The following is a 23865-nucleotide window of genomic DNA, read 5'->3' as shown; positions in this document are numbered from 1 at the left end:
CGCTCTAGCGCCCCGTCAGGGGCGCTGGGGGTACCCCCGGCCGAAGGCTGGGGGAGGAACTGCGCGACCAGCCACCACGGCGCCGCGGACACCCGACGGCCCATCGCACCGCCTACAGCGAGCCGCAGCACTCCGCCCGACAGAAGCACGACGCCCTGATCGGCACGTCCGCCGTGGCCGCCGCGAGCTTCAGCTGCTGCGACACGATCCGCGCCTCGCCCTCCTTGCCAAGCCGCCGCAGGCACTCGTGGAAGCCGTGCAGGGCCCAGACGTTGCCCGGGTGCTGCAACGGCCGGGGCAGGGTGTCGTCCAGGCCGAGGTCGGCGCGGTAGACCGCCTCGGCCTCGGCGATCCGGCCGCGTTCGAGGAGCAGGGCGCCGTAGGCGTGCCGGGTGGGCTGCATCCAGCCCCACGGTTCGTCGTACGGGAGGTTGTCGTCCAGGTCGACGGATCGGCGCAGATCGGCGAAGGCCGTGTCGAAGTCGCCCTTGCGGTAGGCGAGTTCGCCGTCGAGCATGGCGGAGGCGATCGCCAGGATGTCGACGCAGGTGTTGTTGAACAGCATGCGGGTCTCCGGGACGGCGGCGACCGCCTCCCGGAAGCGGGCCCGCTCGGTCTCGGCTTCGGCGATCCGGCCCGTGGCCGCGTGGGCGACACCGCGCGCGTAGTGCAGCATCGCGGTGGTCACGCAGTACAGCCGGGAGTCGGCGGGCAGCGGCAGCCGCAGGATGTCGTCCCAGCGGCCGAAGCGGACCAGGACGTGCACCCGCATCGCCAGGAAGCCCTCCAGCCAGTCGGCCATCGGCGGGCTCTGCACCCGCAGCAGTTCCTCCGGTACGGCGGCTTCGAGCCGTTCGGCCGTCTTGAGGGCGTCCTGGAGGCGGCCCAGGAACATCGCGCCGTAGATCCCGAAGTGCAGGTTGTGGCAGCGGTAGAGGGTGTAGAAATTCATCGCGCCGGCGCGGGCCTGGTACTTCTCGTCGGCGGCGACGGCCGCGGCGTTGTCCGAGACGACGCGCCGGTAGTCGCCGCAGAGGACTTCCAGGTGCGAGGGCATGTGCCGGAGGTGCCCGGCATCGGGCACCAGGTTGCGCAGCCGGTCGGCGACCGGCAGGGCGGTCTCGGGCGTGGGCGACATCTCCATGAGGTGGATGTAGAGGTGCAGCAGCCCGGGGTGCCTGGTGCCGGCTTCCGTCCCGAGGGCGCGCTCCAGCACGGCCTTGGCTTCCTCCGTACGGGCCCCGTCGGCCGGCCGGCCGCTGCGGATGTCCCAGAGCTGCCAGGGGGTGAGGTTCATCAGGGCGTCCGCGTAGAGGGTCGCGACGTCGAGGTCGTCGGGCGCCAGTTCGTAGGCGGTGCGCAGGCTGTCGGCATAGGCGGTGTTCCACACCGAGCAGGCCGCCGCGTCCGGGGCCGCGGCCTGCGGGTACCGGGCGCGCAGCGCCTCGATGAGGGCGCGTTCGACGGGAGTTGCGTGCGCGGCCTTGGCGTGGGCGCGTTCCACGGCGGCGTGCGTGCGCTCCACCGTGTGCATGAGGTCCTCCGGGTCGAAGAACTCCCAGGGTTTGTTGTAGTTGGGGCCGAGGGCGTAGGCGACGCCCCAGTCGGCCATGGCGCAGTCCGGATCCGCCGCGCCGGCCGCCTCGAAACAGCGGACGGCCTCCTCGTGGTTGAAGGCGTAGGTCCAGTTCAGCCCCCGGTCGAACCAGGTCTGTGCTGCGGCGGACGAAGTCGTCACGCGCCGGCCGTGACTGCCCAGGTCGTAGTAGTCCACGGTGGCGAACCTATCGACGCGAGGCGGGCGGGCGATCCCCGTTCATCCGAAGTCATGAGGGTGGCGCGGCGGTTGACGGGCCGCCGCGCCACTCGTGCCACCGCTCTGTCAGGGCGCGACCGCGCGGCCGGTCTGCGGGGAGATCCGCCCGGAGCACAGCCCCTTGGCCGCGAGGGTCTGTGCGATGCGCGGGATCGCGGCCAGGGTGTTGGCCGGCCACTCGTGCATGAGGATGATCTGACCGCCGGTGAGCCGGGAGACGGCCTGCACGATCGCGTCGGTGCTCGCGCCGTTCCAGTCCTGCGAGTCGACGTCCCAGATGATCTCGGTGAGCCCGTACTTGGCCTCGCCCGCCCGCACGGTCGCGTTGGTCTCGCCGTAGGGCGGCCGGAACAGGACCGGTGTCCCGCCGCCGGCCGCCGCGACGGCCGACTGGGTGCGGGAGATCTCCGAGTCGATCTGCGCCTGGGTCTCCTGGGTGAGGTGCGGGTGGGTGTAGCTGTGGTTGCCGACCCACATGCCCGCGCCGACCTGGGCCTTGACCTGGGCGGGGTAGGCGGCCGCGTACTGGCCCTCGTTGAACATGGTGGCCCGCAGCCCGTTCGCCTTCAGGGCGCTGAGCAGGCCCGGTGTGTGGGCGGTGGACGGCCCGTCGTCGAAGGTGAGGCCGACGTAGCCGGCGCAGGTGGCGGAGTGAGCGGGGGCTGCGCCGACGGCGAGGGTGCCCGCGGCGGCCAGCGCGACGGCGGCGGCGGTTGCCACCAGGGGACGTGACGAGCGTTCCGCTACGGCACTCATCACGCCACCGTGATGTTCGAGCTGCCGCTGCTCTGGTAGCCCTCGGTCGCGAGGATCTGGTAGTAGCTGAAGCTGCCGAGGGACATCCCGGCCCGGGCCCAGGCGTCGAAGTGGTTGCCGGTGGTGATGGTGCCGCCGGTCCGCTTGGACTGCCGGACGCTCCAGTACTGGTTGAAGGTCTTGGTGCCCTCGACGGACGGGGCGTTGTACCGCGTCGTCAGGTAGATGTCGTAGGTGCCGCCGTCGCTGGTGACGCTGCCCTTGTACGTTCCGGTGGGCCGGTAGGTGCCCCAGTTGTCGACGATGTAGTACTCGACGAGCGGGTTCGAGGTCCAGCCGTAGAGGGACAGGTAGCCGTTGCCGGAGGGACTGAAGCTGCCGGAGTAGGTCACGTTGCGGCGGGCGCCGGTGCTCCAGCCCTTGCCGCAGACGAAGTTGCCGGTGTTGCTCCAGCCGGTGCTGTAGTTGCCGCCGGAGCCCAGGGCCATGGAGACCGTGCCCTGGGCGTCGGTCCAGAACGAGTAGTAGTAGCCGTTGTTGGTGCCGGTCTGGTTCGTGGTGACGACCGTGGCGGCCCGGGCGGTGCCGGGCAGGGCCAGCCCGGCGGCGGCGCCCAGCAGCAGGGCGCCGGCACTCCTGCGGCTCAGGGCGTGGTCGAGCGGGTTCATGGGTTGCCTCCTCGTGTGGCCTGTGCGGGTGTGACCTGGTCGGGAGTGTTGGTCTGCCCATGTCACCTGTCAACAGTTTCGGTAGTTATTTCGAAACCTTCGATTCACCCGTTCGCCCATATCCCCAGTTGGTGCACCCATTCAGCGGATCGTAGATCAAAAATGCCGAAGCGAGGCGGAGATATGATCCACTGGCGAGGTTCCGAATTACCGAATGTTTCGACGTCTGCATCGAATGCTGCTGTGGGCATCGGAACATGCCGCTGGGTGGAGCAATCACCGGCGTGCCGGGCAACGGCCCGGGAGGCTGGCCGTCTTGTCTAGATTCGTATGCCAGGAGTCCCGGGTGAGGTACGACGGTCCCAACCCACCACTGCCCGCGCCCCCCGCGTGGATGCGCTGGCTACCGGTCCTGTACGTCGCCGTCGTACTGCTGATCGAACCGGTCACTCCGGTGCAGTGGCCGGTGAGTTTCGTACTGATCGCCCTGCCCCTGGTGACCGCCTTCGCTCACCCGCCCCTCGTCGTCGCCGTCGCCACCGTGTTCGGCATCGGCCTCGAACTTTTACTGGCCGGAACCTCGTGCTGTGCCGGGCGCGCCGTCGGCTACCTGTGGGAACGGCACTATGTGGCCGCGTACGCGTGCACGGCCCTGGTGGGCGCCCTGGGCGCGATCCTGGCGGCGCACCGGATCCGCCGGGAACGCACCCTGGCCGACGTCCGGTTCGTGGCGGAGATCGCGCAACGCGTCCTGCTCAGACCGGTCCCGCACCGGATCGGGAACCTGCTCCTTGAGAGCTTCTACCTGTCCGCCGCCGCGGAGGCACGCATCGGCGGCGACCTCTTCGAGGCGGTCCCCACCGCGCACGGGGTACGGCTGCTCATCGGGGACGTGCGGGGCAAGGGGCTGCTCGCGGTGGAGACCGCGGCGGCGATGCTGGGCGCGTTCCGCGAGGCCGCGCACGACGAACCCGACCTGCGTGCGCTGGTGGAGCGGGTGGACACCAGCATGACCCGCCGGGCCGACCGGCTGGGCGGGACCGAACTCGGTGAGCGGTTCGTGACCGCCGTGTTCGCCGAGATCCCCGAGGACGAGAGGATCGTCCGCATCCTCAACTGCGGCCATCCGCCACCGCTGCTCATCCGGCCCGGCAAGGTGAGCGAACTGGACCGGGGGCAGCCGGGTCCGCCGCTGAACCTCGGCATGCTGGTCGGGGATCCGTACCGCGTCGAGACCTACTCCTTCGGCCCCGGCGACCAACTGCTCCTGTACACGGACGGGGTCACGGAGACCCGGGATCCCGCCGGCGACTTCTACCCGCTGCTCCAGCGGCTGCGTTCGTGGGGTCCGATGCCGCCCCCGGAGCTGCTGGAACGGCTCCATCAGGACCTGCTGGACTACAGCCACGACCAGTTGCAGGACGACACGGCCGCGCTCACCGCCTTCCTGCTGCCGGAGGGAGCGGCCGAGACGCCGGAGGACGGTCACGACGATTCGGACGCCGAAGCGTTCGGCGACCCGCTCCCGTGAGGGACGTTGTGAGGGTCATGAGACGGCACCTTCGAGGCCCTGTGGGAGAGATCACGGGTGACTGCACTCCGCCACCGTGAGTTGTCACCACACAGGTGACGTGCGGGGAGGGCGGGGCGGTGCTGGTGGAACCCGGGGCCGGGGACAGGATCTCCGGCCGGTACGTTCTGCAGGAGACCATCGGCCGGGGCGGGATGGGTGTCGTCTGGCGGGCCTGGGACGAGCGGTTGCAGCGGCGGGTGGCGGTCAAGTGCGCGCGCCTGGACGACCCCAGGGCCGCGCAGCGGCTGATGGGCGAGGCGCGCAACGCGGGGCGGCTGCACCATCCGCACATCGTTGGCGTCTTCGACTTCGTCGACGAGGGCGCCACCTGCTGGATCGTCATGGAGTACGTGCCCTCCCGCAGCCTCGCCCAGCTCATGGCGGCGGACGGTCCCCTCTCCCCCGAGGACGTCGGCTCCGTCGGCTGCCAGATCGCGGACGCGCTGGCGAAGTCCCACTCCGAGGGCGTGGTGCACGGCGACGTGACGCCGGAGAACATCCTCGTCACCGCCGAGGGGGTCGCGCGCCTCACCGACTTCGGGATCTCCCGGGCCCTGCGGAGCGACGCCACGCAGAGCACGACGGGCTCGGTGCGGGGCAAACCCCGCTATCTCGCCCCCGAGGTGGCGCAGGGGCGGCCGCCCGGCGAGAAGGCCGACGTGTTCTCGCTGGGCGCCTCGCTGTTCGCGGCGGTCGAGGGCCGGTCGCCGTACGGCGAGGCCGACCACCCCCTGGCGTACGTCGCCCGGGCGATCGAGGGCCGTGTCGAGCCCGCGCGCCGGGCGGGCCCGCTGACCGAACCCCTCGCGGCCCTGCTGGAGTCGGACCCCCGCCGCCGTCCCGACGCCGCGCGGGCACGCAGACTCCTGCTGAAGGCAGACGCCCCGGTCGCGCACCTGCGCGACCGTCGCACCCTCGACCTGGCCCCGCTGACGTTACGGCTGCCGCGCCCGGTGCGCCGTCGCCGCCGCCCGCTGCTGATCGCCGCCGTCGCCACCGCGTCCGCGGTGACGGCCGGACTGCTCCTGTCCGCCCCGTGGGACGCGGACCACAAGGGCGACAAGGCCCCCGCCGCCGACGCGAAACCCACGACCACGGCGCAGGCCGCCGGCTGGATGGGCGAGGCCCGCACGGCCGACCCCTGCAAGCTGCTGGACGCCGCCTCCCTGAGCCGCTTCGGCGACACCGAACTCGACCCGGACTACGGGGAGATCGATCGCTGCGACGTCCTGGTGAAGAACCACAGCGGCGACGACAACGCCGACGTCCAGGTCAACCTCGACGCGGACCAGGACAGCTACGAGGGCGACCTGACCAGTCGTGTCGTCGGCCGCATCACGGTCGTGAGCCTCAAGCCGGACGACGACTCCTGTGAGCGGGCCGTGTTCACGGCCGACCACCACCAGATCCGGATCATCGGCAAGAAGCTCGGCAAGGTCGCCCCCGACCCCTGCGGAATGGCCGACGCCGCCACCGACCACGTGGTCGGCATCCTGGACGACGGCCCGGTGCCCCGCCGCACCGCACCGCCGGCCGCGGACTCCCTGGCCCGCGTCGATGCCTGCATCCTGCTCGACGCGGCCGACCTCACCCGCGTGCCCGGCGTCGACGCGGGCCACGAGGACCGGAGCTTCGGCGGATGGGACTGCGACTGGTCCGGCGACGACGGCAACCGGGACGTGGAGATCCAGTTCAGCCGGGACAACGCGCTGGACGGGGACGACGGTGCCCCGGTGCGGGTCGCCGGGACCCGCAGCTACGTCGTCGCGGACGAGGCCGAGGACGACAGTTGCACGGTACGGACACCGCACCGGACGTACACGGACTCCGCCGGCGAGCACACCGTGGAGCTGTTCCAGCTGACCGTGTACGGACCGCTGCCGCAGAAGACCCTGTGCGGCGACGCCGCGGCCCTCGCGGCCGCTGCCGTGGGGAACATCGCGAAGCAGCTCCCGGGGAAGTGAAGGCCGCCGCGGCGGAACTCCTGCGCCTCCCAGGGGACTTCAGGTGCCCGGGATACGCGCCAGCGCCAGGTCCGAGGGGTGCTGGGCCAGGGGGGTGACCTCGACGGTCAGGTAGGGGAAGAGCGGCAGGTTCCAGAGGATCCGGTGGAGGGCCTCGTTGTCGGCCACGTCGAAGACGCTGATGTTGGCGTACTGGCCGACGCACCGCCAGATGTACCGCCACTCCCCGGACTTCTGCAGGTCCTGGCAGTAGGCCTTCTCGCGGGCCACCAGGTCCGCGCGGACCTCGGGGTCGAGGTCGCGCGGGATCGAGACGTCCATGCGTACCGCGAAGAGCACCGTGCATCACGCCTTGTCGAGCACGAAGTCGTAGGTCACCTCGCGGCCGGTGCCGTCCGCCGACGGGCCGGGGTCGAGGATCAGTTCGGGCTTGACCGCGGAGGCGATGTCGTCGGCGATGTGCTCGTCGCCCGTGAAGTACAACTGGGTGGTGACCAGTTGGTGGCCCGGCGCGGAGACCTTCAGGTGCAGGTGGGCGGGGCGCCAGGCGTGCCAGCCCGCGGCGGCGATGAGGCGGCCGCAGGAGCCGTCGGTGGGGATCTGGTAGGGGGCCGGCTGGATCGTGTGGATCCGGAAGTGGCCGGTGTCGTCGGCGACGACCGTGCCGCGCAGGTTCCACTCGGGCAGGCCCGGGGCGAACTGCGAGTAGTAGCCGTCGTCGTCCGCCTGCCAGATCTCCACGGCGGCGCCGGACATCGGGGTGCCGTCCACGCCCGTCACCCGGCCCTGGAAGAGGAGCGGGGTGCCGGCCTCGTCCTGGCGCATGGGCAGGGTGGTGTCGGCGGGCAGGGCAGGGGCGTCGGGGACGTAGTACGGGCCCTCGATGGTGCCCTTGTTGCCCTCGCGACTCTCGTTGGCGACCTCCTCGACGACGTGTTCCAGCCACACGTCGAGGAAGAGCGGCCACTCGCCGTCCTCGCCGACCTGGATGAGCCAGGACTTCAGGGCGTCGTACTCGGCGTAGGTGAGGTGGTGGCGGCGGATGATGTCGTGGGCGGCTGTGAGGAGTTCGGTGACGAGGGTGTTGACGCGCCGGGTGTCGGCGTCGGCCGTGCCGGTGCGCTGCCTGCTGCGGAACTGCTCGGTGGCGGCGGCTCCGGAGGCGGCAGCGGTGGCGGTCTGCTCGGTGGCTGTGTCGGTCATGGTGTTCCCGTCCCTGGAATGCGAGAGTCAGCGGTCCTGGCGGTAGCGCGCCAGCTTCTCGGGGTCGATGTGGATGCCGAGTCCGGCGCCCTCGCGGCTGCGCAGGGTGCCGTTCTCGATGGTCAGCGGCTCGGTGAGGAGGTCGTCGGTCATGTCGAGGAAGTTGGACAGCTCGCCGGGGTGGCGCGAGGAGGAGCGGTGCGCGGCCCCGAAGGCGACCGTGCACAACGTGCCGATCTGGCCGTCGATCTGATTGCCCATCACCACCTCCACGCCGAGACCCTCGCACTCGTGCAGCACGCGCTGGGAGGCGGTGAAGCCGGTGCGGGCGGTCTTGACACTGATGGCGGTGGCGGAGCCGCCGAGGAGTTCGCGGGTCACCTCGGCGGCCCGGGTGGCGCTCTCGTCGGCGATGAAGGGGACCGGGCTCTGCGCGACGAGCCAGCGGCGGCCCAGTACGTCGTCGGCGGGGCAGAGTTCCTCGGCGAAGGTGAGGTCCAGGTCGGCCATCTCGCGCAGGGCGCGCGCCGACTGGGAGACGGTCCAGCCGCGGTTGCCGTCGATGTACAGGTCGACGTCCGGGCCGAGGGCCTCGCGCAGGGCGCGGCAGGCGGTGACGTCCTCCGTGTAGGGCTGGCGTCCGACCTTCACCTTGAAGGTGGTGATGCCATAGGTGTCGCGGATGCGCTCCGCCTCCGCGACCATCTCCGCCGCCGGGGCGAAGCCGACCATGTGGCTGACCCGCAGCCGGTCGGTGTAACCGCCGAGGAGGCCGGAGACCGGCATGCCGGCGGCCTGGCCGAGGACGTCCCACAGGGCCATGTCGAGGGCGGCCTTGGCGGTGGGGTTGCCGACGGTCCGGTCCAGGCGGGCGTGGACGGCCTCCCGTTCCAGGGCGGTCAGGCCGAGGATCTGCGGGGTGAAGATCTTGTCGATGACGGCGACGATCGACTCCTGGGTCTCGCCGTAGGTGTACGGCCTCGGGGGTGCTTCGGCGGTGCCGGTGAGGCCCTCGTCGGTGTGCACCCGGACCAGGACGTGGTCGGCGGTGTGCAGCTCGCCGCTCGCGAACCGCAGCGGTTTCGCGTAGGGGATGGCGAAGGGGATGGCCTCCACCCGGACGATCTTCATGCAACTCCTTCGCGTCCGTCGGGCCGGTCGCGTCCTGCACGTCCTTCGAGGAACATCTCGTTCCGCTCCAGCACCGTGAGGAGGTTGCGCAGCAGCGGGGACTCGTCGTCCTCGCGCCAGGCGAGGACGAGCGGTACGGACAGGGCGTCCTCGATGTCCTTGCACAGGACGCCTTCGCGGGGCGCCGAGCGGACCGAGTCGGGCAGGACGGCGATGCCGAGTCCGGCGGCGACCAGAGCGAGGGCGGCGGAGGTCTCGGTGACCTCGTAGGCGCAGTGCGGGTAGTAGCCGGAGGCGAGGCAGCTGCGCACGACGGCGTCGTTGAGGACGGAGCCGAGCGTGGCGCCGTACATGATGAAGTCCTCGTGCCGGAGCTGCTCGATGCGCACGAGGTCGGCCTCGGCGAGCCAGTGCTCGGCGGGTACGGCGGCCACGAGCGGTTCCTCGGCGAGGGCGCGGTGGGCGATGCCCTCCTGCCGGACCGGCGGCCGCAGCAGGCCGACGTCGAGGCGGCGCTCCGTCAGCCCGGCCTCCTGGGCGGGGGTGAGCATCTCGGTGTGCACCTCCATCCTCACGTGCGGCAACTCCCTTTTCAGCAGCCGTGCCAGGGCGGGCAGCTGGCGGTACGAGGCGGAGCCCGCCAGGCCGACCCGGAGCACCCCCTCGACGCCGGCGGAGAAGCGGCCCACCCGTGCCACCGCCTCGTCGACGGCCTTGAGGATGTGCTCCGCGTCCCTGCGGAACACCTCGCCGGCGCCGGTCAGGGCGACCTGCCGGGTGGTGCGGGTGAACAGCTCCACGCCCAGTTCCGATTCCAGGCGGCGGATCGCCTGGGAGAGCGGCGGCTGGGCCATGTGCAGGCGTTCCGCGGCCTTTCCGAAATGCCGGGTCTCGGCGACGACCGCGAAATACCGGAGGTGCCTGAGTTCCATCGGGCTGCCCCTCTCCTTTTCGGGGCCCTCGAATGCGCTCAGCGTAGAGAGCCGGTCCAATACCGCACAAATACTTGATTGGATCGTATTGAGACGTGTGCGATATCAGTACCCCCCTGGGTCAACCCTGGGGGAATGTCCGGGGCCGACTCTTCACCGCGCTGACATGGTGCTGAAAAGGAACGGCAACAGGCAGCTGAACGCCGGGCGGCCTGTGCGGAGCGAAAGGGACGGGATCATGGCCGAGGACTTCAGCCGGGCGCGGACCATCCTCGACGACGCTCTCGTGGAGGACCCGGACAGCGGTGTGTACCGCATCCGCCGCAGTGTCTTCACCGACGAGGAGCTCTTCGAGCTGGAGATGCGGCACATCTTCGAGGGGAACTGGGTCTATCTCGCGCACGAGAGCCAGATCCCGGAGATCGGGGACTACTTCACGACGTACATCGGCCGCCAGCCCGTCGTCGTCTCCCGCGACAAGCAGGGCGAGTTGCACTGCCTGGTCAACGCGTGCAGCCACCGCGGGGCGATGCTGTGCCGGCGGAAGACCGACAACCGCACCACCTTCACCTGCCCGTTCCACGGCTGGACGTTCAGCAACGCGGGCAGGCTGCTGAAGGTGAAGGATCCGCGCGATGCGGGATACCCGGAACAGTTCAACACCGACGGGTCGCACGACCTGAAGAAGGTGGCCCGTTTCGAGAGCTATCGCGGATTCCTGTTCGGCTCGCTCAGTGCGGACGTCAAGCCGCTGCGCGAGCACCTCGGGGACGCGGCGGTCGTCATCGACATGGTCGTCGACCAGTCGCCGGAGGGCCTGGAGGTACTGCGCGGCTCGTCGACGTACCACTACGACGGCAACTGGAAGCTCCAGGCGGAGAACGGCGCCGACGGCTATCACGTGTCCGCCACGCACTGGAACTACGCGGCCACCCAGGCCCGCCGCACCTCGGGCGAGTCGAAGAACGACACGAAGACGATGGACGCGGGCGGCTGGTCCAAACAGCAGGGCGGTTTCTACTCCTTCGACCACGGCCATCTGCTGCTGTGGACGAAGTGGCTCGACCCCACGAACCGGCCGTTGTACGGCAAGCGCGACGAACTGGCGGCCGAGTTCGGCGCGGAGAAGGCCGACTGGATGATCGGTGTGTCCAGGAATCTCTGCCTGTACCCGAACGTGTATCTGATGGACCAGTTCAGCTCGCAGATCCGGCACTTCCGGCCGATCTCGGTCGACAGGACCGAGGTGACGATCTACTGCATCGCCCCGAAGGGCGAGCCGGCCGAGGACCGGGCCCGCCGGATCCGGCAGTACGAGGACTTCTTCAACGCCACGGGCATGGCCACTCCGGACGACCTGGAGGAGTTCCGCTCCTGCCAGAAGACGTACCTGGCCGGGTCGATGCCCTGGAACGACCTCAGCCGGGGTGCCGTGCACCGGATCGACGGTCCGGACGAGGACGCCAGGAAGATCGGAATCACACCGGTCGCCAGCGGGGTGCGCACGGAGGACGAGGGGCTCTACCCCATCCAGCACGGCTACTGGCTGAACACCCTGCGCGAGGCCCTGGAGGTGGTGAAGTGACCGCGGCACTCGACGAGTTGATGCTGGAGGGCATCCGGCAGTTCCTCTACCGCGAAGCCCGCTACCTGGACGACCGCGAGTTCGAGAAGTGGCTGGAGTGCTACCGCCCCGACGCCGAGTTCTGGATGCCGGCCTGGGCCGACGACGACGAACTCACGACCGACCCGCAGCGGGAGATCTCCCTGGTCTACTACCCGAGCCGGGCCGGTCTGGAGGACCGGGTCTTCCGGATCCGCACCGACCGCTCCAGCGCCACCAGCCTGCCCGAGCCGCGCACCGGCCACAACATCACCAACGTCGAGGTCACCGGCGGCGAGGGCGACGTGGTGGAAGTCCGCTTCAACTGGTTCACGCTGTACTACCGCTACCAGACCGTCGACACGTACTTCGGCACCTCGTACTACACGCTCGACGTCTCCGGGCCCGAGCCGCTGATCGCCCGCAAGAGGGTCGTCCTGAAGAACGACTACGTGCACCACGTCGTCGACGTCTACCACGTCTGAACACCACGTCTGAACTCCCGGAAGTGAGCTCCCGCATGTCCTTTCAGGTCGCCCTGAACTTCGAGGACGGCATCACCCGGTTCGTCGAGTGCCGTCCGGACGAGACCGTCGCGGAGGCGTCGTACCGGGCCCGGATCAACATTCCGCTGGACTGCCGGGACGGCGCCTGCGGGACGTGCAAGTCCCGGTGCGATTCGGGCAGTTACGACGGCGGCGACTACATCGACGAGGCACTCACCGACGACGAGGCCGCGCAGGGCTACTGCCTGCCCTGCCAGATGACCCCGCGCAGCGATCTCGTGCTGCGCGTCAACTCCTCCTCGGCCGCGGCGAAGACGGGACCGGCCGCGTTCGCCGCCACGCTCGCCGGGGTCCACCGCCACTCCCCCAGCACCGTCGGGTTCACGCTCGACGTCGACGACCGGGAGGGCCTGGACTTCCTGCCCGGCCAGTACGTCAACATCGCGGTGCCGGGGACCGAGCTGACCCGCTCGTACTCGATGAGTTCGGACCCGGGCCGGCGCCGGCTGTCCTTCCTGGTGCGGATCGTGCCGGGCGGTGCCATGTCCGGGTATCTGGGCGAACGAGCCCGGATCGGCGACCGGCTGACGTTCACCGGCCCGATGGGAAGCTTCTATCTCCGGGATCTCACGCGCCCCGCGCTGCTCCTTGCGGGCGGCACCGGCCTGGCGCCGCTGCTGTCCATGCTGGAGCGCCTGGCGCGACGGCCGGCCGGGCAGCCGGTGCGGCTGCTGTACGGGGTGACCAGCGACCAGGACCTCGTCCACCTGGACACGCTGGAGGCCCTCGCCGAGACCCTCGACGGCTTCACCTTCGACCACTGCGTGGCCGATCCGTCGAGCACCGCGCGCAACAGGGGCTTCGTGACCGGTCTGATGGACGCGGCGGCCCTGTACGGCGGTGACGCCGACGTCTATCTGTGCGGGCCGCCGCCGATGGTCGAGGCCGTCCGCGCCCACATCGGCTCCCTGGGAGTGACCCCGGCGGGCTTCCACTACGAGAAGTTCACCCCGGCCGTGCCGCACGACACGGCGGAGGCGGCGTGAGCGCGGGCGTGCACCCGGAACGGTTCGCGGGCCGGTCGGTGGTGGTCACCGGGGCGGCCCAGGGCATCGGGCTCGCGGTCGCCGGACGGCTGGCCGCGGAGGGCGCGGAGCTGACGCTGGTGGACCGGTCGGAACTGGTGCGCGAGGCGGCCGCGGAGCTGGCGGCGCACGCCGTGCTCGCCGACCTGGAGACGTACGCGGGCGCGGAGTCGGCGGTCGCCGCCGCGCTGGAGCGGCACGGCCGGATCGACGTGCTGGTGAACAACGTGGGCGGCGCGATCAGCTTCAAGCCGTTCACCGAGTTCTCCGCCGCCGAGATCGAGGCGGAACTCACCCGTTCGCTGCTGACGACACTGTGGTGCTGCCGTGCGGCGCTGCCCGCGATGGCCGGGCAGGGCCGGGGCGTGATCGTCAATGTCTCCTCGGCGGCCACCCGGGGCATCCACCGCATCCCGTACTCGGCGGCCAAGGGCGGCATCAACGCGCTGACCGCCTCGCTCGCCCTCGAGTACGCCGGCGCGGGCGTCCGGGTCGTGGCCACCGCGCCGGGCGGTACCGAGGCGCCGCCGCGCCGGATCTCCCGGGGCACCCCGCCGCGGCGGACGGCGCGGGAGGAGGCCTGGTTCCAGGCGCACATCGACCAGACCCTCGCCTCTTCCCTCCTCAAGCGGTACGGCACGCTCGACGAGCAGGCGGCGGCGATCAGTTTCCTGGCCTCCGACGAGGCGTCGTACATCACGGGCACGGTGCTGCCCGTCGCCGGTGGCGACCTCGGTTGAAGGGGGGACCGGCAGGGGACGGTGTTAGCGTGCGAGCCATGGAGGACCGCGCCGATCAGCGGGTACGGCTCGTCGGCCGGGACGCCGAGGTGGCCGCGCTGACGGGTGCCGTGCGCGGGGCGCACGCGGGGCGGGCCGGTCTGGTGCTCGTGGAGGGGCCCGCGGGCGTCGGAAAGACGGCGCTGGTGGCGGCGGTGCGGGCCGGGCTGGAGCCGGGGGTGGCGGTGCTGTCCGTGGCCGGGGTGGCGTGGGAGTCCGACGTGCCGCTCGGGGTCGCCGCCCAGCTGCTGCGGGCCGGGCCCGCCGTTCCCTCGGTCTCCTCGGTGCCGGAGGCGGCGGGGCTGCTGCACCGGCAGTGGGCGGCCCGGCAGGAGCGTGAGCCGCTGGTCGTGGTGGTCGACGACGCCCACTGGGCGGACGTCGAGAGTCTGCGTGCGGTGCGTTCCGCGGTGCGCCGGATGTCCGCCGAGCGGGTCCTGGTCGTGCTGGTCGCCCGGGACGATCCGTACGAGCTGTACGAGGTGCGGGGCCGGCACGCCGAGCTGCCCGTGTCGGTGCTGGCGACGCTGGAGTTCCTGGACGCCTGCCGCGACGACGCCGTACGCCCCGGTCCGCTCACGCCCGAGGAGGTGCGGGTGCTGGCGGAGCAGGCCGTCGGGCGGGCCCTGGATCTGCCGGCGGCCCGGCACCTGTGCCGGCACACCCGCGGCAACCCCCGGCATCTCACCCAGCTGCTGCGTGAACTGCCGGCGGAGACCTGGCAGGACTGGCGCCCACAGCTGCCGGCCCCGGCCCGGTACGCCGCAGGGATCCGGCACCGGCTCGCCCGGTGCACGGCCCCGGCCCGGGAACTGGTGGAGGCCTGCGCCGTGCTCGGCACCGAGGCCGGCCTCGCCGAGGCCGGCCGGCTGGCGCGGCTCGCCGCCCCCGTGCCCGCCGCCGACGAGGCGGTCGCGGCCGGTCTGCTGACCGCCGCCCTCGAACCCGGGCGCGCCCAGCTGTCGTTCGCCCACCCGCTGGTGCGGGCCGCCGTGCGGGACGGGATCCCACTCGCACGGCGCACGGAACTGCACCGCAGGGCCGCCGGGATCGGCGGCGACGAAGGCCGTGGCCTCGCCCATCAGGTGGCCGCGGCCCTCTCCGCGGACGACGCGCTCGCCGACGCCCTCGACCGGTACGCCGCCGGGCGCGCCTCGGCCGGCGAGTGGTCCGCGGTGGCCGACGCCCTGGTCAGGGCCGGCCGACTGAGCACCGGGCGGACCGTGCGGCAGCACCGCTTGCTGCGTGCCGTCGACGCGATGGTCGGGGCCGGGGACATTCCGCAGGCGACGGCGTTCGCGGGCGAGCTGGAGAGCTTTCCGGCCGACACGCTGCGTGACGCGGTGCTCGGCTATCTGGCGATCATGCGGGGCCGCCCGGCGGAGGCGGAGGCCTTTCTCGCCCAGGCGTGGCAGCGCAGCGACCCGGAGCGGGACCCGGATCTGACCGCGACGATCTGTCAGCGCATGGTGCTGCACGCCCTGGGCCGCTGGGACGGCGGGGACATGGTCGCCTGGGCGCGCCGGGCGATCCGGCTGGCGACGCCGGGTGATCCCTCCGGCACCGAGTCGGAGGCCGTGCTGGGGCTGGGGCTGGCGGCGATGGGGTGCGCAGAGGAGGCGCTGGCCAGGTACGAGGCCGCGGCGGCCCGGCTGCCCGGGGGCGCCCAGCCGCAGCGGTTCCAGGTCGGCCGGGGCTGGGTGGACCTCGCCCTGGACCGGCCGGAGGCCGCACGCCCGCTGCTGGAGGCGGCGGTGCCCACCGGGTTCCGGATGGGCTCCACCCGTATCTCGCTGTGGGCGCAGGGGTGGCTGGCGCGCACGCACTTCGCGCTGGGGGCCTGGCCGGAGGCGCTGGAGACGGTCCGGCGGGCCGCGGCGCATCTCGCCGAGGCCCGTATCGAACTGGTCCGGCCGCTGGTGCACTGGACGGGCGCCCAGATCCACGCGCTGCGCGGCGACTGGGAGCAGGCCGACCGGCATGTGGGCGAGGCCGCCGCGGGACTGCACGACTACGAGGTCATGCTGGTGCCCGCCTGCATGGCCCGCGCCCAGGTGGCCGAGGCGCGGGGTGACTACGAGCGGGTCGTCGAGGCGCTGTCACCGGTGGCGCAGCTGCCGGCGCGGAAGTCGGTCGACGAGCCGGGGTTCTGGCCGTGGGCCGACGTCTACGCCAACGCGCTGGTGATGACGGGCCGTCTGGACGAGGCCGACGCCTTCCTCCCGGCCCACGAGGAGCCGGCCGCCCGCCGGGGCCGCCGCTCGGCGCTGGCCCGGCTCGGGCTGGCCCGGGCCCGGCTGACCGCGGCCCGGGGTGACATCGACACCGCCCGCAAGGAGTTCGAGGAGGCGCTCGCGCAGGTGGAACACCTTCCGCTCCCCTACGACCGGGCCCGGGTGAACTTCGCGTTCGGCCAGACCCTGCGCCGGGCGGGCAAGCGCCGGGAGGCCGACACGGTACTGAGGAACGCCCGGGACGCCTACGCCACGCTGGGCGCCCGCACGTACGTCGAACGGTGCGACCGGGAGCTCCAGGCGGGCGGCCTGCACACCGCCCGCCTCACCCCGGGCATGGCGCGGCTGACCGCGCAGGAACGGGCGGTGGCCCGGTTGGTCGCGGCCGGGGCGACCAACCAGCAGACGGCGCTGGAGCTGTTCATCTCCGTCAAGACCGTCCAGTACCACTTGACGCACGTCTACTCGAAGCTCGGCATCCGCTCCCGCAGCGAACTGGCCGCCCGTTTCCGGGAGGATTCCTGACCCGGGGTCAGAGGAAGCTGACGCCTTGGGCCAGGGTGAGGTCGCCGGTGTAGTTGACCGTGTTGGTGGCGGAGCGCAGGTACAGCGCGGTCGCCTCGTCGAGGGTGTCGTAGGCGAGGAGGTACAGGATCGGTGCGAAGGTCTCCTCCCCGACCACGTCGGTCTGCAGCTCGGCCGTGCTGGGCAGCGCGGTGCTGGTCGTCCTGGTCCTCCGGGGGGGGTGTGAGGGGTCAGCGGATGGGGTCGGTGAGACCGAGGGCCCGGGCGGTCCGGGCGAGGGAGCGGTTCTGCTGCCGCTCGTAGAGGGCGAAGGGGTCGAGGACCTCGCGGCCGATGGCGCCGGAGAGCCAGTCGGCGTCGTGGGCGGTGCCCTGCCGGTCGTTGTCGCGGGTGCCCTCGCCGCTGAGGTTGGACTGGAAGATGCCGGCGGCGGAGCGGGGCAGGAAGTCCTCGTAGACGATCGGTTCGGCGCGCACCCAGCCCTGCCGGACCAGTTCGGCGATGCCGGTGGGCGGTGTGCGGCCGTCGAGCGGCCGGTTCTCGGCGACCCGGTAGGTGAAGTACGCCAGCCCCTGGGCCGCCAGTTCCTCCTCGCTGCCGGGCAGGTGGCGCTCCCACACGGCGCGTGCGATGTCGTCGCGTGCCGCCGAGGGACGCTGGGCCGCCTGTTCGTCGACGCGGCCGAGGAGTTCGTCGTACAGCGCGCGCCCCGCCCGGGTGAGGGCGATGCCGCGGGCCTCGACCTCGCCGAAGCGCACCCGCAGGGCGCCGCTGACGACGCTGCCGTCCTCGGTGCGCATCGCGCGGGGTTCGGCCAGGGCGCGGAAGGAGGTCTGCCGCAGCAGGACGTCGGGACCTTTCCAGGCCGGCGGGCCCTGGATGGTGTCGATCATCTCGATGCCGCGGTCGGTCATCCGGCGGTACAACTCGTCGATGTCCAGGACGCGCGGGGTGAGGTGGTTGATGTGGGTGCTGCGGACGCCGCCGATGTCGGCGGCGACGGCGGAGACCTTCTCCAGGGTCCGGTACCAGGCGCGGTCCACCGGCTCGGCCGACAACTCGAAGGCCTGCACGGCGAGTTGCAGGAAGCGCTCGGCGGCCTCCGGCGGCAGTTCGCGGTCGGCCGCGGCGCGGTCCGCCAGCGTGAGCAGCTCCGGCGGGAAGAGTTCGCGGGCGGCGAGGAAGGTCTCCAGGCGGGCGCGCAGGTCCGCGTCGAAGAAGCGGGCGTCGGCGGGGGTGAGGAGGGAGGTGAACACGCGGAAGGGGTTGCGGGCGAGTTCCTCGGCGTCGACCGGCCGGAAGGCGGTGGAGACGACGGGGACGGCGCTGGCCGCGGCCTCCCGCAGGTCGTAGAAGCCGACCGGACGCATGCCGAGGGCGCCGAAGACGCGGGCGACCTGCTGCAGTTCGCGCGGTGTGCCGACGCGGATGGCGCCGTGCCGCTCGGCGGTGACCCTGCCGAGGGAGCCGAGGCGTTCGGCGTCGGCTCCGCGGGCGCGCAGCACGTCCTCGTTGACCTCGCGGGAGACGTCCACGAGCGTCGTGTAGGCGGGGACCTCCTGCCCGTACATCTCCGACAGCCGCGCCGCGAACGCGGCCCGCAGCTGCCATTGACCGATCGTTGACATGGTTCGGCCCTTCGGTCGGCGACGGTGCCGCGATCACGTCTCCGATGGTCGCCGACCGGGCCGCCGTCGTACAGATGACAGGGCCGCCCGCGGGTGGCGGGAAAAGCGCAGCTACGGGCGCTGCGAAAAACTCGCTGGACCGATCTTCACAGCTGATCCCTAACATATGGCGTCAAGACAACCAAGCGACCGGCTCGTCGGATGCGTGCCGGTCGGGGTCGCCGATGCCAGGGTCCGCTCCCCGGGCTGCGGTGATCTTCCTACCCAGGAGGACCTTCCGCATGTTCCGACGAATTGGCACTGCCGTCGTCCGACATCCAGTCTGGACGATCGTGGCATGGCTGATCGCGGCGGTGGCGATCGTCGCCACCGCCCCGAGCCTGCCCTCGAACAGCGACGAGAGCAGCTTCCTGCCCAAGAGTTACGAGTCCATCAAAGCGGCCGATCTCCAGGCGAAGGCGTTCCCCAGCGCCTTCACTCCGTCCGCGATCGCGCTGTACCAACGCACCGACGGCGGCAAGTTCACCGCCGAGGACAAGAAGGACGTCTCCCGGTTCGCCACCGAGCTGGGCGGCAAGCACATCGACCAGGTCCAGAAGGTCGTCCCCGGCCAGCCGTCGAAGGACGGCAGGTACGACCTGATCCTGGTGCAGATGGACAGCAAGAACGCCGGTCAGCCCGTGCAGGCGGACGCGGCCAAGGTGTTGCGCGACGACGTCAAGCAACTGGCCAAGGGCACGAACCTGGAGGTCAAGCTGGGCGGTTCGGCCGCGCAGGCCCTCGACCAGCAGGATTCGTCCAAGCGCGGTGAGGCGCTGATCGGCATCGGCACCTTCGTGATCATCCTGGTGACCCTGCTGATCATCTTCCGGGCGCCGATCCTGGCCTTCCTGCCCCTGGTGGTGATCGGCGTGGTGTCCGCGATCGCCAACGGGCTGATCGCCTACGCCACCAAGCTGTTCGGACTGCAGGCCAACAGTTCCGTGTCGTCGATCCTGATCGTCGTGCTGTTCGGCGTGGGCACGGACTACTTCCTGTTCCTGATGTTCCGGTACCGCGAACGCCTGCGCGCGGGTGACGAACCCAAGGAGGCCATGGTCAACGCGGTCGGCCGGGTCGGCGAGGCGATCGCCTCGGCGGCCGGCGCGGTCATCATCGCCTTCCTCGCGCTGGTGCTCTCCACGCTGGGCTTCCTGAAGCAGATGGGCCCGGCGCTGGCCATCGCGGTCTCCGTCACGCTGATCGCGGGCCTGACGCTGATCCCGGCCGTGGTCTCGCTCATCGGCCCGAAGGTGTTCTGGCCGTCCAAGTCCTGGCAGCAGGAGCCGACGAACGCCCGTTTCGCGGCCCTGGGCCGTGGTGTGCAGCGCCGTCCGGGGCTGACCGCGTTGGTCTCCGGCCTGGTCCTGGTCGTGCTGTCGCTGGGCACGCTGGGCTTTCACGCCACCTTCGACCTGGCGTCGGGCTCGATGCCCAAGACCAAGGAGTCCATGGTCGTCCAGGACCAGATGCAGAAGGCGTACTCGGCCGGTGCCGCCGCACCCACCGACGTGTACCTCTCCAGCACCGACGGCAAGCCGCTGGACACGTCCTCCTTCGACGCGTACGCGCGGAAGCTGGGAGCCGTGGACGGTGTCGCGAGCGCCCGGATGGCCCAGGTGAACAAGGCCGGTACCACGGCGGACTTCACCGTCACCCTCAAGTACGAGGCGTCCACGGACAAGGCCATAGAAGCCGTGGGCCGGGTGCGGGACGTCGCACACGCCGGGGCTCCGGACGGGACCGAGGCGCTCGTCGGCGGTATGTCCTCGATCTACAAGGACATCGACTCCGCGGTCAACCACGACTATCGGACGGTGTTCCCCGTGGCCGCCCTGCTGATCATGGTGATCCTGGGGCTGCTGCTGCGCAGTGTGGTCGCTCCCTGGTACCTGATCGCCTCGGTCGGGCTCGGCTTCGGCTCGACGCTCGGCGCCACGGTCTGGATCTTCCAGGAGGCTCAGAACAAGCCGGGTCTGATGTTCATGCTGCCGGTGATCATGTATCTCTTCGTGGTCGCCATCGGCACGGACTACAACATCCTGATGATCGCCCGGCTCCGTGAGGAGGCCCGCGAGGGCCGGGAGCCGCGGGAGGCGGCCGGCAAGGCACTGCGGTACGCCGGGCCGACGGTGGCCGCGGCGGGCTTCATCCTGGCGGCGACCTTCGCCACGATGATGCTGGCGGGCAACGCGCTGCTCACGGAGATGGGTTTCGCGGTCTCCTTCGGCATCGCGGTGGCCGCCTTCGTCATGGCGATGTTCTTCACCCCGAGCCTCACGGCGCTGATCGGCCACGCTGCCTGGTGGCCGGGCCACGCCGACCGTGCGGAACCGGCGGCGGTCCCGGGCCAGGGAGGCGGCGATGCCACGCCGGCGGCCGGGGAGGACCGGAACACTCCCGCGGGGCGCCGCGGCTAGCGGCGCGATTCCGGTCGCGTACGGGTGGGGTCCGGGGGAAGCCGTAGGGCTGACCCCGGTTCCCACCCCCTGGCGAGGCGATTCATGGCGGGCCCCATGACTTCGCGTCTTCGCGGGATGCGCCCTTCACTGCGGCATTGACTTCACATGACGATCGTGAAAAATGCGGGATATCAGATCGCGGCCCGGCAGGCGCCGCCCCGCCCGACCCGCCGATGCGGCATCCCGGAAGGACGCTTCCGTTGAATTCCAACGCTCCCGACGCGGTCCGTGCCGTCCACCGGTGCCGGGTGGAGTGGTCGGACACCGATGCCTCCGGGCACTACCACAACGCGGCGGTGGTGCGGTTCGTGGAGGCGGCCGAGGCCACGCTGGTGCGCGAGCGCGGTGTCGTCGGCTACTTCGGTGCCGCGCCCCGGGTGCGCTACGAGGTCGACTTCACCGCTCCGCTCTGGTTCCAGCAGGAGGTGACGACGGTCCTGACCGTCGAGCGCGTCGGCACCTCCTCGATGACGTTCGGGTTCGAGGTGTGGGGCGAGGAGATCGACGGCCGCCCGCGGCAGCTCGCCGCGTCCGGCCGCTACACCGTCGTCCACGTGCCGCAGCGGGCGGACCGGGAGAGCGCCCCCTGGCCCGCCGAGTGGATCACCGCCCTCACCCCGGCTCCCGGCTGACGTGACCGGCCCGCCGCGCTGTGCCGTCGCCGGTGCTACGCCGCGAGAGCGTGCCCGGGGTGCAGGACGACCTTGGTGTAGCCCTCGATCCGCTGGTCGAACTTCTCGTAGGCACCCGGTGCGTCCTCCAGCGGCAGTTCGTGCGAGACCACGAAGCTGGGCTTGGCCCGCCCCGCGATGATCAGGTCACGCAACTGGCGGTTGTACTGCTTGACGTTGCACTGACCGGTGCCCATCTGCTGCCCCTTCTCGAACATCCTGCCGATGGACACCAGCAGCTGGCCGTGTCTGGCGTGCTCGTCGGGTCCGCCGGGGTCGGAGGGGACGTACAGGCCCGGTACGCCGAGCATGCCGGTCGGCCGTACCGTCTCGACGAGGGTGTTCAGGACGACGGCGGGTTCCTCGTGGCTCGCGTCGTGCGCCTGGGCCTGGTAGCCGACGGCGTCGACGCCCTTGTCGGTGCCCTCGCCCCTGGTCTGTTCCTTGATCTGTACGGCCGGGTCGCCCTTGGTGAAGTCGATCGGTATCGCTCCGATCTGCTCGGCCTTGGCGAGCCGCTCGGGCACGCGGTCGACCGAGAACACCTTGGCCGCACCCCGCAGCAGCGCGGAGTACGCGGCCATCAGCCCGACCGGGCCGGCGCCGAAGACGGCGACGCTCTCGCCCGGGGACACCCGGGCCAGCTCACAGCCGTGGTAGCCGGTCGGGAAGATGTCGGCGAGCAGCACGAAGTCGGTCTCGAACTCGTTGCCCGGCGGCAGCTTCAGGCAGTTGAAGTCGGCGAACGGTACGCGCAGCAGCTCCGCCTGGCCGCCCTTGTAGGGGCCCATGGCCACATAGCCGTAGGCTCCGCCGGCGAAGCCGGGATTCACCGTGAGGCAGAAGCCGGTCTTTCCGGCCAGGCAGTTCTTGCAGAAACCGCAGGCGACGTTGAAGGGCATGACGACCCGGTCGCCCTCGGACAGCGAGGTCACGCCGGAGCCGATCTCCTCGACGATGCCGAGGTTCTCGTGCCCGAAGACGATGCCCGCCTCGGCGGCCGTACGCCCCTCGTACATGTGCAGGTCGGATCCGCAGATGGCCGTCGATGTGACCCGTACCAGCACGTCGTTCGGGTGCTGTATCCGCGGATCGTCGACATCCCTGATCGTGACACTGAAGGGCTTCTCATAGACGACGGCTTTCACCTGGCTCACCTCCGCGTCGAACACCGGGCTACGGCGGACCGCGCGGACCGAGGCCTGGCCATGGGAAACAGCCGGGACAGAGCCCCCGATCCGTGCCGCAACCCTGGGCGCTCTTGTTTCACCATCGGATACTTCCAGAAAACGCCCGTCGCGCAGGCGCTGCAACCCCGGCCCCGAGGGCGCCCTCCTACGGGGAAAGTGTCCGGCCCAGCGCGCCGCGGACGTCTGCGGTGCGGGCGTCCGTAGGCTCGCCAACGGGGATGGCCGGCAAGGTTGTTGCACCAAGGGGGGCCTGGTGGGAGTGGAGCGGGTGTCGGCCGTGCGGCCGGTTGCGGAGCTGCTCGTCGAGAACTCCGTGCGCTACGGCGAGAAAGTCGCCTTCGCCGATGACCGGCGGGCGGTGGGCTGGGCCGAGCTGGAGCGCAGGACCGGCCGGTTGGCGGCCGGGCTGGGGGTGGGCCGCGCGGCCCGGGTCGCCTTCTGCCTGGACGACGGCGTGGAGCTGGTCGAGGGACTGCTCGCCACGGTGCGGGCCGGTGCGGTGGGGGTGCCGCTGAGTCGCCGCGCCACGGACGCCGAGCTCGCCGACCTGCTGGCCGACTGCGGTCCGGCCGTCCTGGTCACCGACCGGCACAATCTGCCGCGGATCACGCGGCTGACGGCCGGACAGCCGGTCCGGCTGCTGGTCACCGGCGAGGGACCGGTGCCCGACGGGGTGACCGCCTGGGAGGCACTGGCCACGCGACCGTCGTCCGCTCCCCCCGACGAGCTGGGTCTGGACGAGCCGGCCTGGCTGCTCTACACGTCCGGTACCTCCGGCACCGGCAGGGCCGCGATCTCCAGCCAGCGGTCGGCGCTGTGGTCCTCGGCCGCCTGCTACCTGCCCCGGCTCGGACTGTCGGCGGCGGACCGCGTCCTGTGGCCGTTGCCCCTCTCGCACACGTACGCCCACTCGCTCTGCGTCCTCGGCACCCTCATGGCCGGGGCGAGCGCCCGGATCACCGCGGCGCGGGAACCGGCCGCCCTGGTCCGGCTGGTCGGCGCGTACGCGCCGACGCAATAAAGCAAATGAACCTAGCATATCAAGGCTTGCCACTCTTCCAAATGCTTCTTCTGGTACGAGTTCTTGTAAACTTGTTTCC

The 23865-nt window shown here is 71.2% G+C and carries 19 protein-coding genes and 1 pseudogene; 10 read left to right on the top strand and 10 right to left on the bottom strand.

What is annotated here, in order from left to right:
• Positions 1-112: 112 nt before the first annotated feature.
• The 3 genes and pseudogenes from ABT137_RS49670 to xynA all read right to left on the bottom strand — a co-directional run bounded on the left by ABT137_RS49670 (position 113) and on the right by xynA (position 3240).
• On the bottom strand, positions 113-1774 hold the full coding sequence (locus tag ABT137_RS49670; RefSeq protein ID WP_351720383.1) for a tetratricopeptide repeat protein: 1662 nt from the start codon (positions 1772-1774) through the stop codon (positions 113-115).
• A gap of 111 nt (positions 1775-1885) precedes the next feature.
• Positions 1886-2572: pseudogene (locus ABT137_RS49665) on the bottom strand (polysaccharide deacetylase family protein); the annotation flags it as partial.
• A complete protein-coding gene (gene xynA / locus ABT137_RS49660) occupies positions 2572-3240 on the bottom strand; it encodes an endo-1,4-beta-xylanase XynA (RefSeq protein ID WP_351720381.1) in 669 nt (222 codons plus the stop codon). The pseudogene ABT137_RS49665 and the gene xynA, both read right to left, overlap by 1 nt.
• Positions 3241-3634: 394 nt before the next feature.
• On the opposite strand from xynA, the gene ABT137_RS49655 reads away from it, so the two are divergent.
• Both ABT137_RS49655 and ABT137_RS49650 read left to right on the top strand, forming a co-directional pair.
• Positions 3635-4771, top strand: a complete 1137-nt coding sequence (locus ABT137_RS49655; RefSeq protein WP_502984718.1) for a PP2C family protein-serine/threonine phosphatase — start codon at positions 3635-3637, stop codon at positions 4769-4771.
• Positions 4772-4890: 119 nt separating this feature from the next.
• Entirely contained in the window at positions 4891-6777 is a 1887-nt protein-coding gene (locus ABT137_RS49650; RefSeq protein ID WP_351720377.1) for a serine/threonine-protein kinase, read from the top strand.
• 39 nt (positions 6778-6816) lie between these two features.
• Here ABT137_RS49650 and catC read toward each other — a convergent pair whose 3' ends face one another.
• The 4 genes from catC to ABT137_RS49630 are packed head-to-tail and all read right to left on the bottom strand — an operon-like array spanning position 6817 to position 10043.
• Positions 6817-7116 (bottom strand): muconolactone Delta-isomerase, encoded by a 300-nt coding sequence (catC, locus tag ABT137_RS49645; RefSeq protein ID WP_351720375.1) that lies wholly within the window; start codon positions 7114-7116, stop codon positions 6817-6819.
• Between the two features lie 6 nt (positions 7117-7122).
• Positions 7123-7980 (bottom strand): catechol 1,2-dioxygenase, encoded by an 858-nt coding sequence (gene catA / locus ABT137_RS49640; RefSeq protein WP_351720373.1) that lies wholly within the window; start codon positions 7978-7980, stop codon positions 7123-7125.
• A gap of 27 nt (positions 7981-8007) precedes the next feature.
• On the bottom strand, positions 8008-9111 hold the full coding sequence (locus ABT137_RS49635) for a mandelate racemase/muconate lactonizing enzyme family protein (protein ID WP_351720372.1): 1104 nt from the start codon (positions 9109-9111) through the stop codon (positions 8008-8010).
• Positions 9108-10043: a LysR substrate-binding domain-containing protein gene (locus ABT137_RS49630; RefSeq protein WP_351720370.1), complete on the bottom strand. Its 936-nt coding sequence runs from the start codon at positions 10041-10043 to the stop codon at positions 9108-9110. The genes ABT137_RS49635 and ABT137_RS49630 overlap by 4 nt, the downstream gene beginning before the upstream one ends.
• 238 nt (positions 10044-10281) lie before the next feature.
• Here ABT137_RS49630 and benA point away from each other — a divergent pair, with 238 nt between their 5' ends.
• The 5 genes from benA to ABT137_RS49605 are packed head-to-tail and all read left to right on the top strand — an operon-like array spanning position 10282 to position 16775.
• Complete coding sequence (gene benA / locus ABT137_RS49625; protein WP_351720368.1) at positions 10282-11628, top strand: benzoate 1,2-dioxygenase large subunit; 1347 nt, start codon at positions 10282-10284, stop codon at positions 11626-11628.
• Positions 11625-12131: a benzoate 1,2-dioxygenase small subunit gene (gene benB, locus ABT137_RS49620; RefSeq protein ID WP_502984717.1), complete on the top strand. Its 507-nt coding sequence runs from the start codon at positions 11625-11627 to the stop codon at positions 12129-12131. The genes benA and benB overlap by 4 nt, the downstream gene beginning before the upstream one ends.
• A gap of 35 nt (positions 12132-12166) precedes the next feature.
• The gene (gene benC, locus ABT137_RS49615) at positions 12167-13198 is read left to right on the top strand and encodes a benzoate 1,2-dioxygenase electron transfer component BenC (protein ID WP_351720366.1); all 1032 of its coding nucleotides are present in this window, start codon (positions 12167-12169) and stop codon (positions 13196-13198) included.
• A complete protein-coding gene (gene benD, locus ABT137_RS49610; protein WP_351720364.1) occupies positions 13195-13977 on the top strand; it encodes a benzoate diol dehydrogenase BenD in 783 nt (260 codons plus the stop codon). The genes benC and benD overlap by 4 nt, the downstream gene beginning before the upstream one ends.
• 38 nt (positions 13978-14015) lie before the next feature.
• Positions 14016-16775, top strand: coding sequence for a helix-turn-helix transcriptional regulator (locus ABT137_RS49605; protein WP_351720362.1), 2760 nt, complete (start codon positions 14016-14018; stop codon positions 16773-16775).
• A gap of 7 nt (positions 16776-16782) precedes the next feature.
• Here the strand turns inward: ABT137_RS49605 and ABT137_RS49600 are convergent, their stop codons facing one another.
• Both ABT137_RS49600 and hglS read right to left on the bottom strand, forming a co-directional pair.
• The gene (locus ABT137_RS49600) at positions 16783-16932 is read right to left on the bottom strand and encodes a hypothetical protein (protein ID WP_351720360.1); all 150 of its coding nucleotides are present in this window, start codon (positions 16930-16932) and stop codon (positions 16783-16785) included.
• A 73-nt stretch (positions 16933-17005) separates the two neighbouring features.
• Positions 17006-18403, bottom strand: a complete 1398-nt coding sequence (gene hglS / locus ABT137_RS49595; RefSeq protein WP_351720359.1) for a 2-oxoadipate dioxygenase/decarboxylase — start codon at positions 18401-18403, stop codon at positions 17006-17008.
• Positions 18404-18684: 281 nt separating this feature from the next.
• Here hglS and ABT137_RS49590 point away from each other — a divergent pair, with 281 nt between their 5' ends.
• Together ABT137_RS49590 and ABT137_RS49585 are read left to right on the top strand one after the other, a co-directional pair.
• Entirely contained in the window at positions 18685-20862 is a 2178-nt protein-coding gene (locus ABT137_RS49590) for an MMPL family transporter (protein WP_351720357.1), read from the top strand.
• A gap of 242 nt (positions 20863-21104) precedes the next feature.
• Positions 21105-21536 carry an acyl-CoA thioesterase gene (locus ABT137_RS49585; RefSeq protein WP_351720355.1) on the top strand — a complete coding sequence of 144 codons (432 nt, stop codon included), beginning with the start codon at positions 21105-21107 and terminating at the stop codon, positions 21534-21536.
• Between the two features lie 35 nt (positions 21537-21571).
• On the opposite strand, the gene ABT137_RS49580 is transcribed toward ABT137_RS49585, so the two are convergent.
• Entirely contained in the window at positions 21572-22723 is a 1152-nt protein-coding gene (locus tag ABT137_RS49580) for a glutathione-independent formaldehyde dehydrogenase (RefSeq protein ID WP_351720353.1), read from the bottom strand.
• Between the two features lie 295 nt (positions 22724-23018).
• Here ABT137_RS49580 and ABT137_RS49575 point away from each other — a divergent pair, with 295 nt between their 5' ends.
• Positions 23019-23786 (top strand): AMP-binding protein, encoded by a 768-nt coding sequence (locus ABT137_RS49575; protein ID WP_351720351.1) that lies wholly within the window; start codon positions 23019-23021, stop codon positions 23784-23786.
• Positions 23787-23865: the final 79 nt, after the last annotated feature.

It is taken from the genome of Streptomyces sp. NPDC001980 (assembly GCF_040296885.1).
In the GTDB taxonomy this organism is placed as follows: domain Bacteria; phylum Actinomycetota; class Actinomycetes; order Streptomycetales; family Streptomycetaceae; genus Streptomyces.
This window is presented reverse-complemented; position numbering and strand designations above follow the sequence as displayed.

Excerpts from the sequence above, each read along its gene's own strand:
- xynA (WP_351720381.1), bottom strand. The coding sequence starts at position 3,240 with ATGAACCCGCTCGACCACGCCCTGAGCCGCAGGAGTGCCGGCGCCCTG.
- ABT137_RS49655 (WP_502984718.1), top strand. The coding sequence starts at position 3,635 with ATGCGCTGGCTACCGGTCCTGTACGTCGCCGTCGTACTGCTGATCGAA.
- catA (WP_351720373.1), bottom strand. The coding sequence starts at position 7,980 with ATGACCGACACAGCCACCGAGCAGACCGCCACCGCTGCCGCCTCCGGA.
- ABT137_RS49635 (WP_351720372.1), bottom strand. The coding sequence starts at position 9,111 with ATGAAGATCGTCCGGGTGGAGGCCATCCCCTTCGCCATCCCCTACGCG.
- ABT137_RS49630 (WP_351720370.1), bottom strand. The coding sequence starts at position 10,043 with ATGGAACTCAGGCACCTCCGGTATTTCGCGGTCGTCGCCGAGACCCGG.
- benA (WP_351720368.1), top strand. The coding sequence starts at position 10,282 with ATGGCCGAGGACTTCAGCCGGGCGCGGACCATCCTCGACGACGCTCTC.
- benC (WP_351720366.1), top strand. The coding sequence starts at position 12,167 with ATGTCCTTTCAGGTCGCCCTGAACTTCGAGGACGGCATCACCCGGTTC.
- ABT137_RS49605 (WP_351720362.1), top strand. The coding sequence starts at position 14,016 with ATGGAGGACCGCGCCGATCAGCGGGTACGGCTCGTCGGCCGGGACGCC.
- hglS (WP_351720359.1), bottom strand. The coding sequence starts at position 18,403 with ATGTCAACGATCGGTCAATGGCAGCTGCGGGCCGCGTTCGCGGCGCGG.
- ABT137_RS49590 (WP_351720357.1), top strand. The coding sequence starts at position 18,685 with ATGTTCCGACGAATTGGCACTGCCGTCGTCCGACATCCAGTCTGGACG.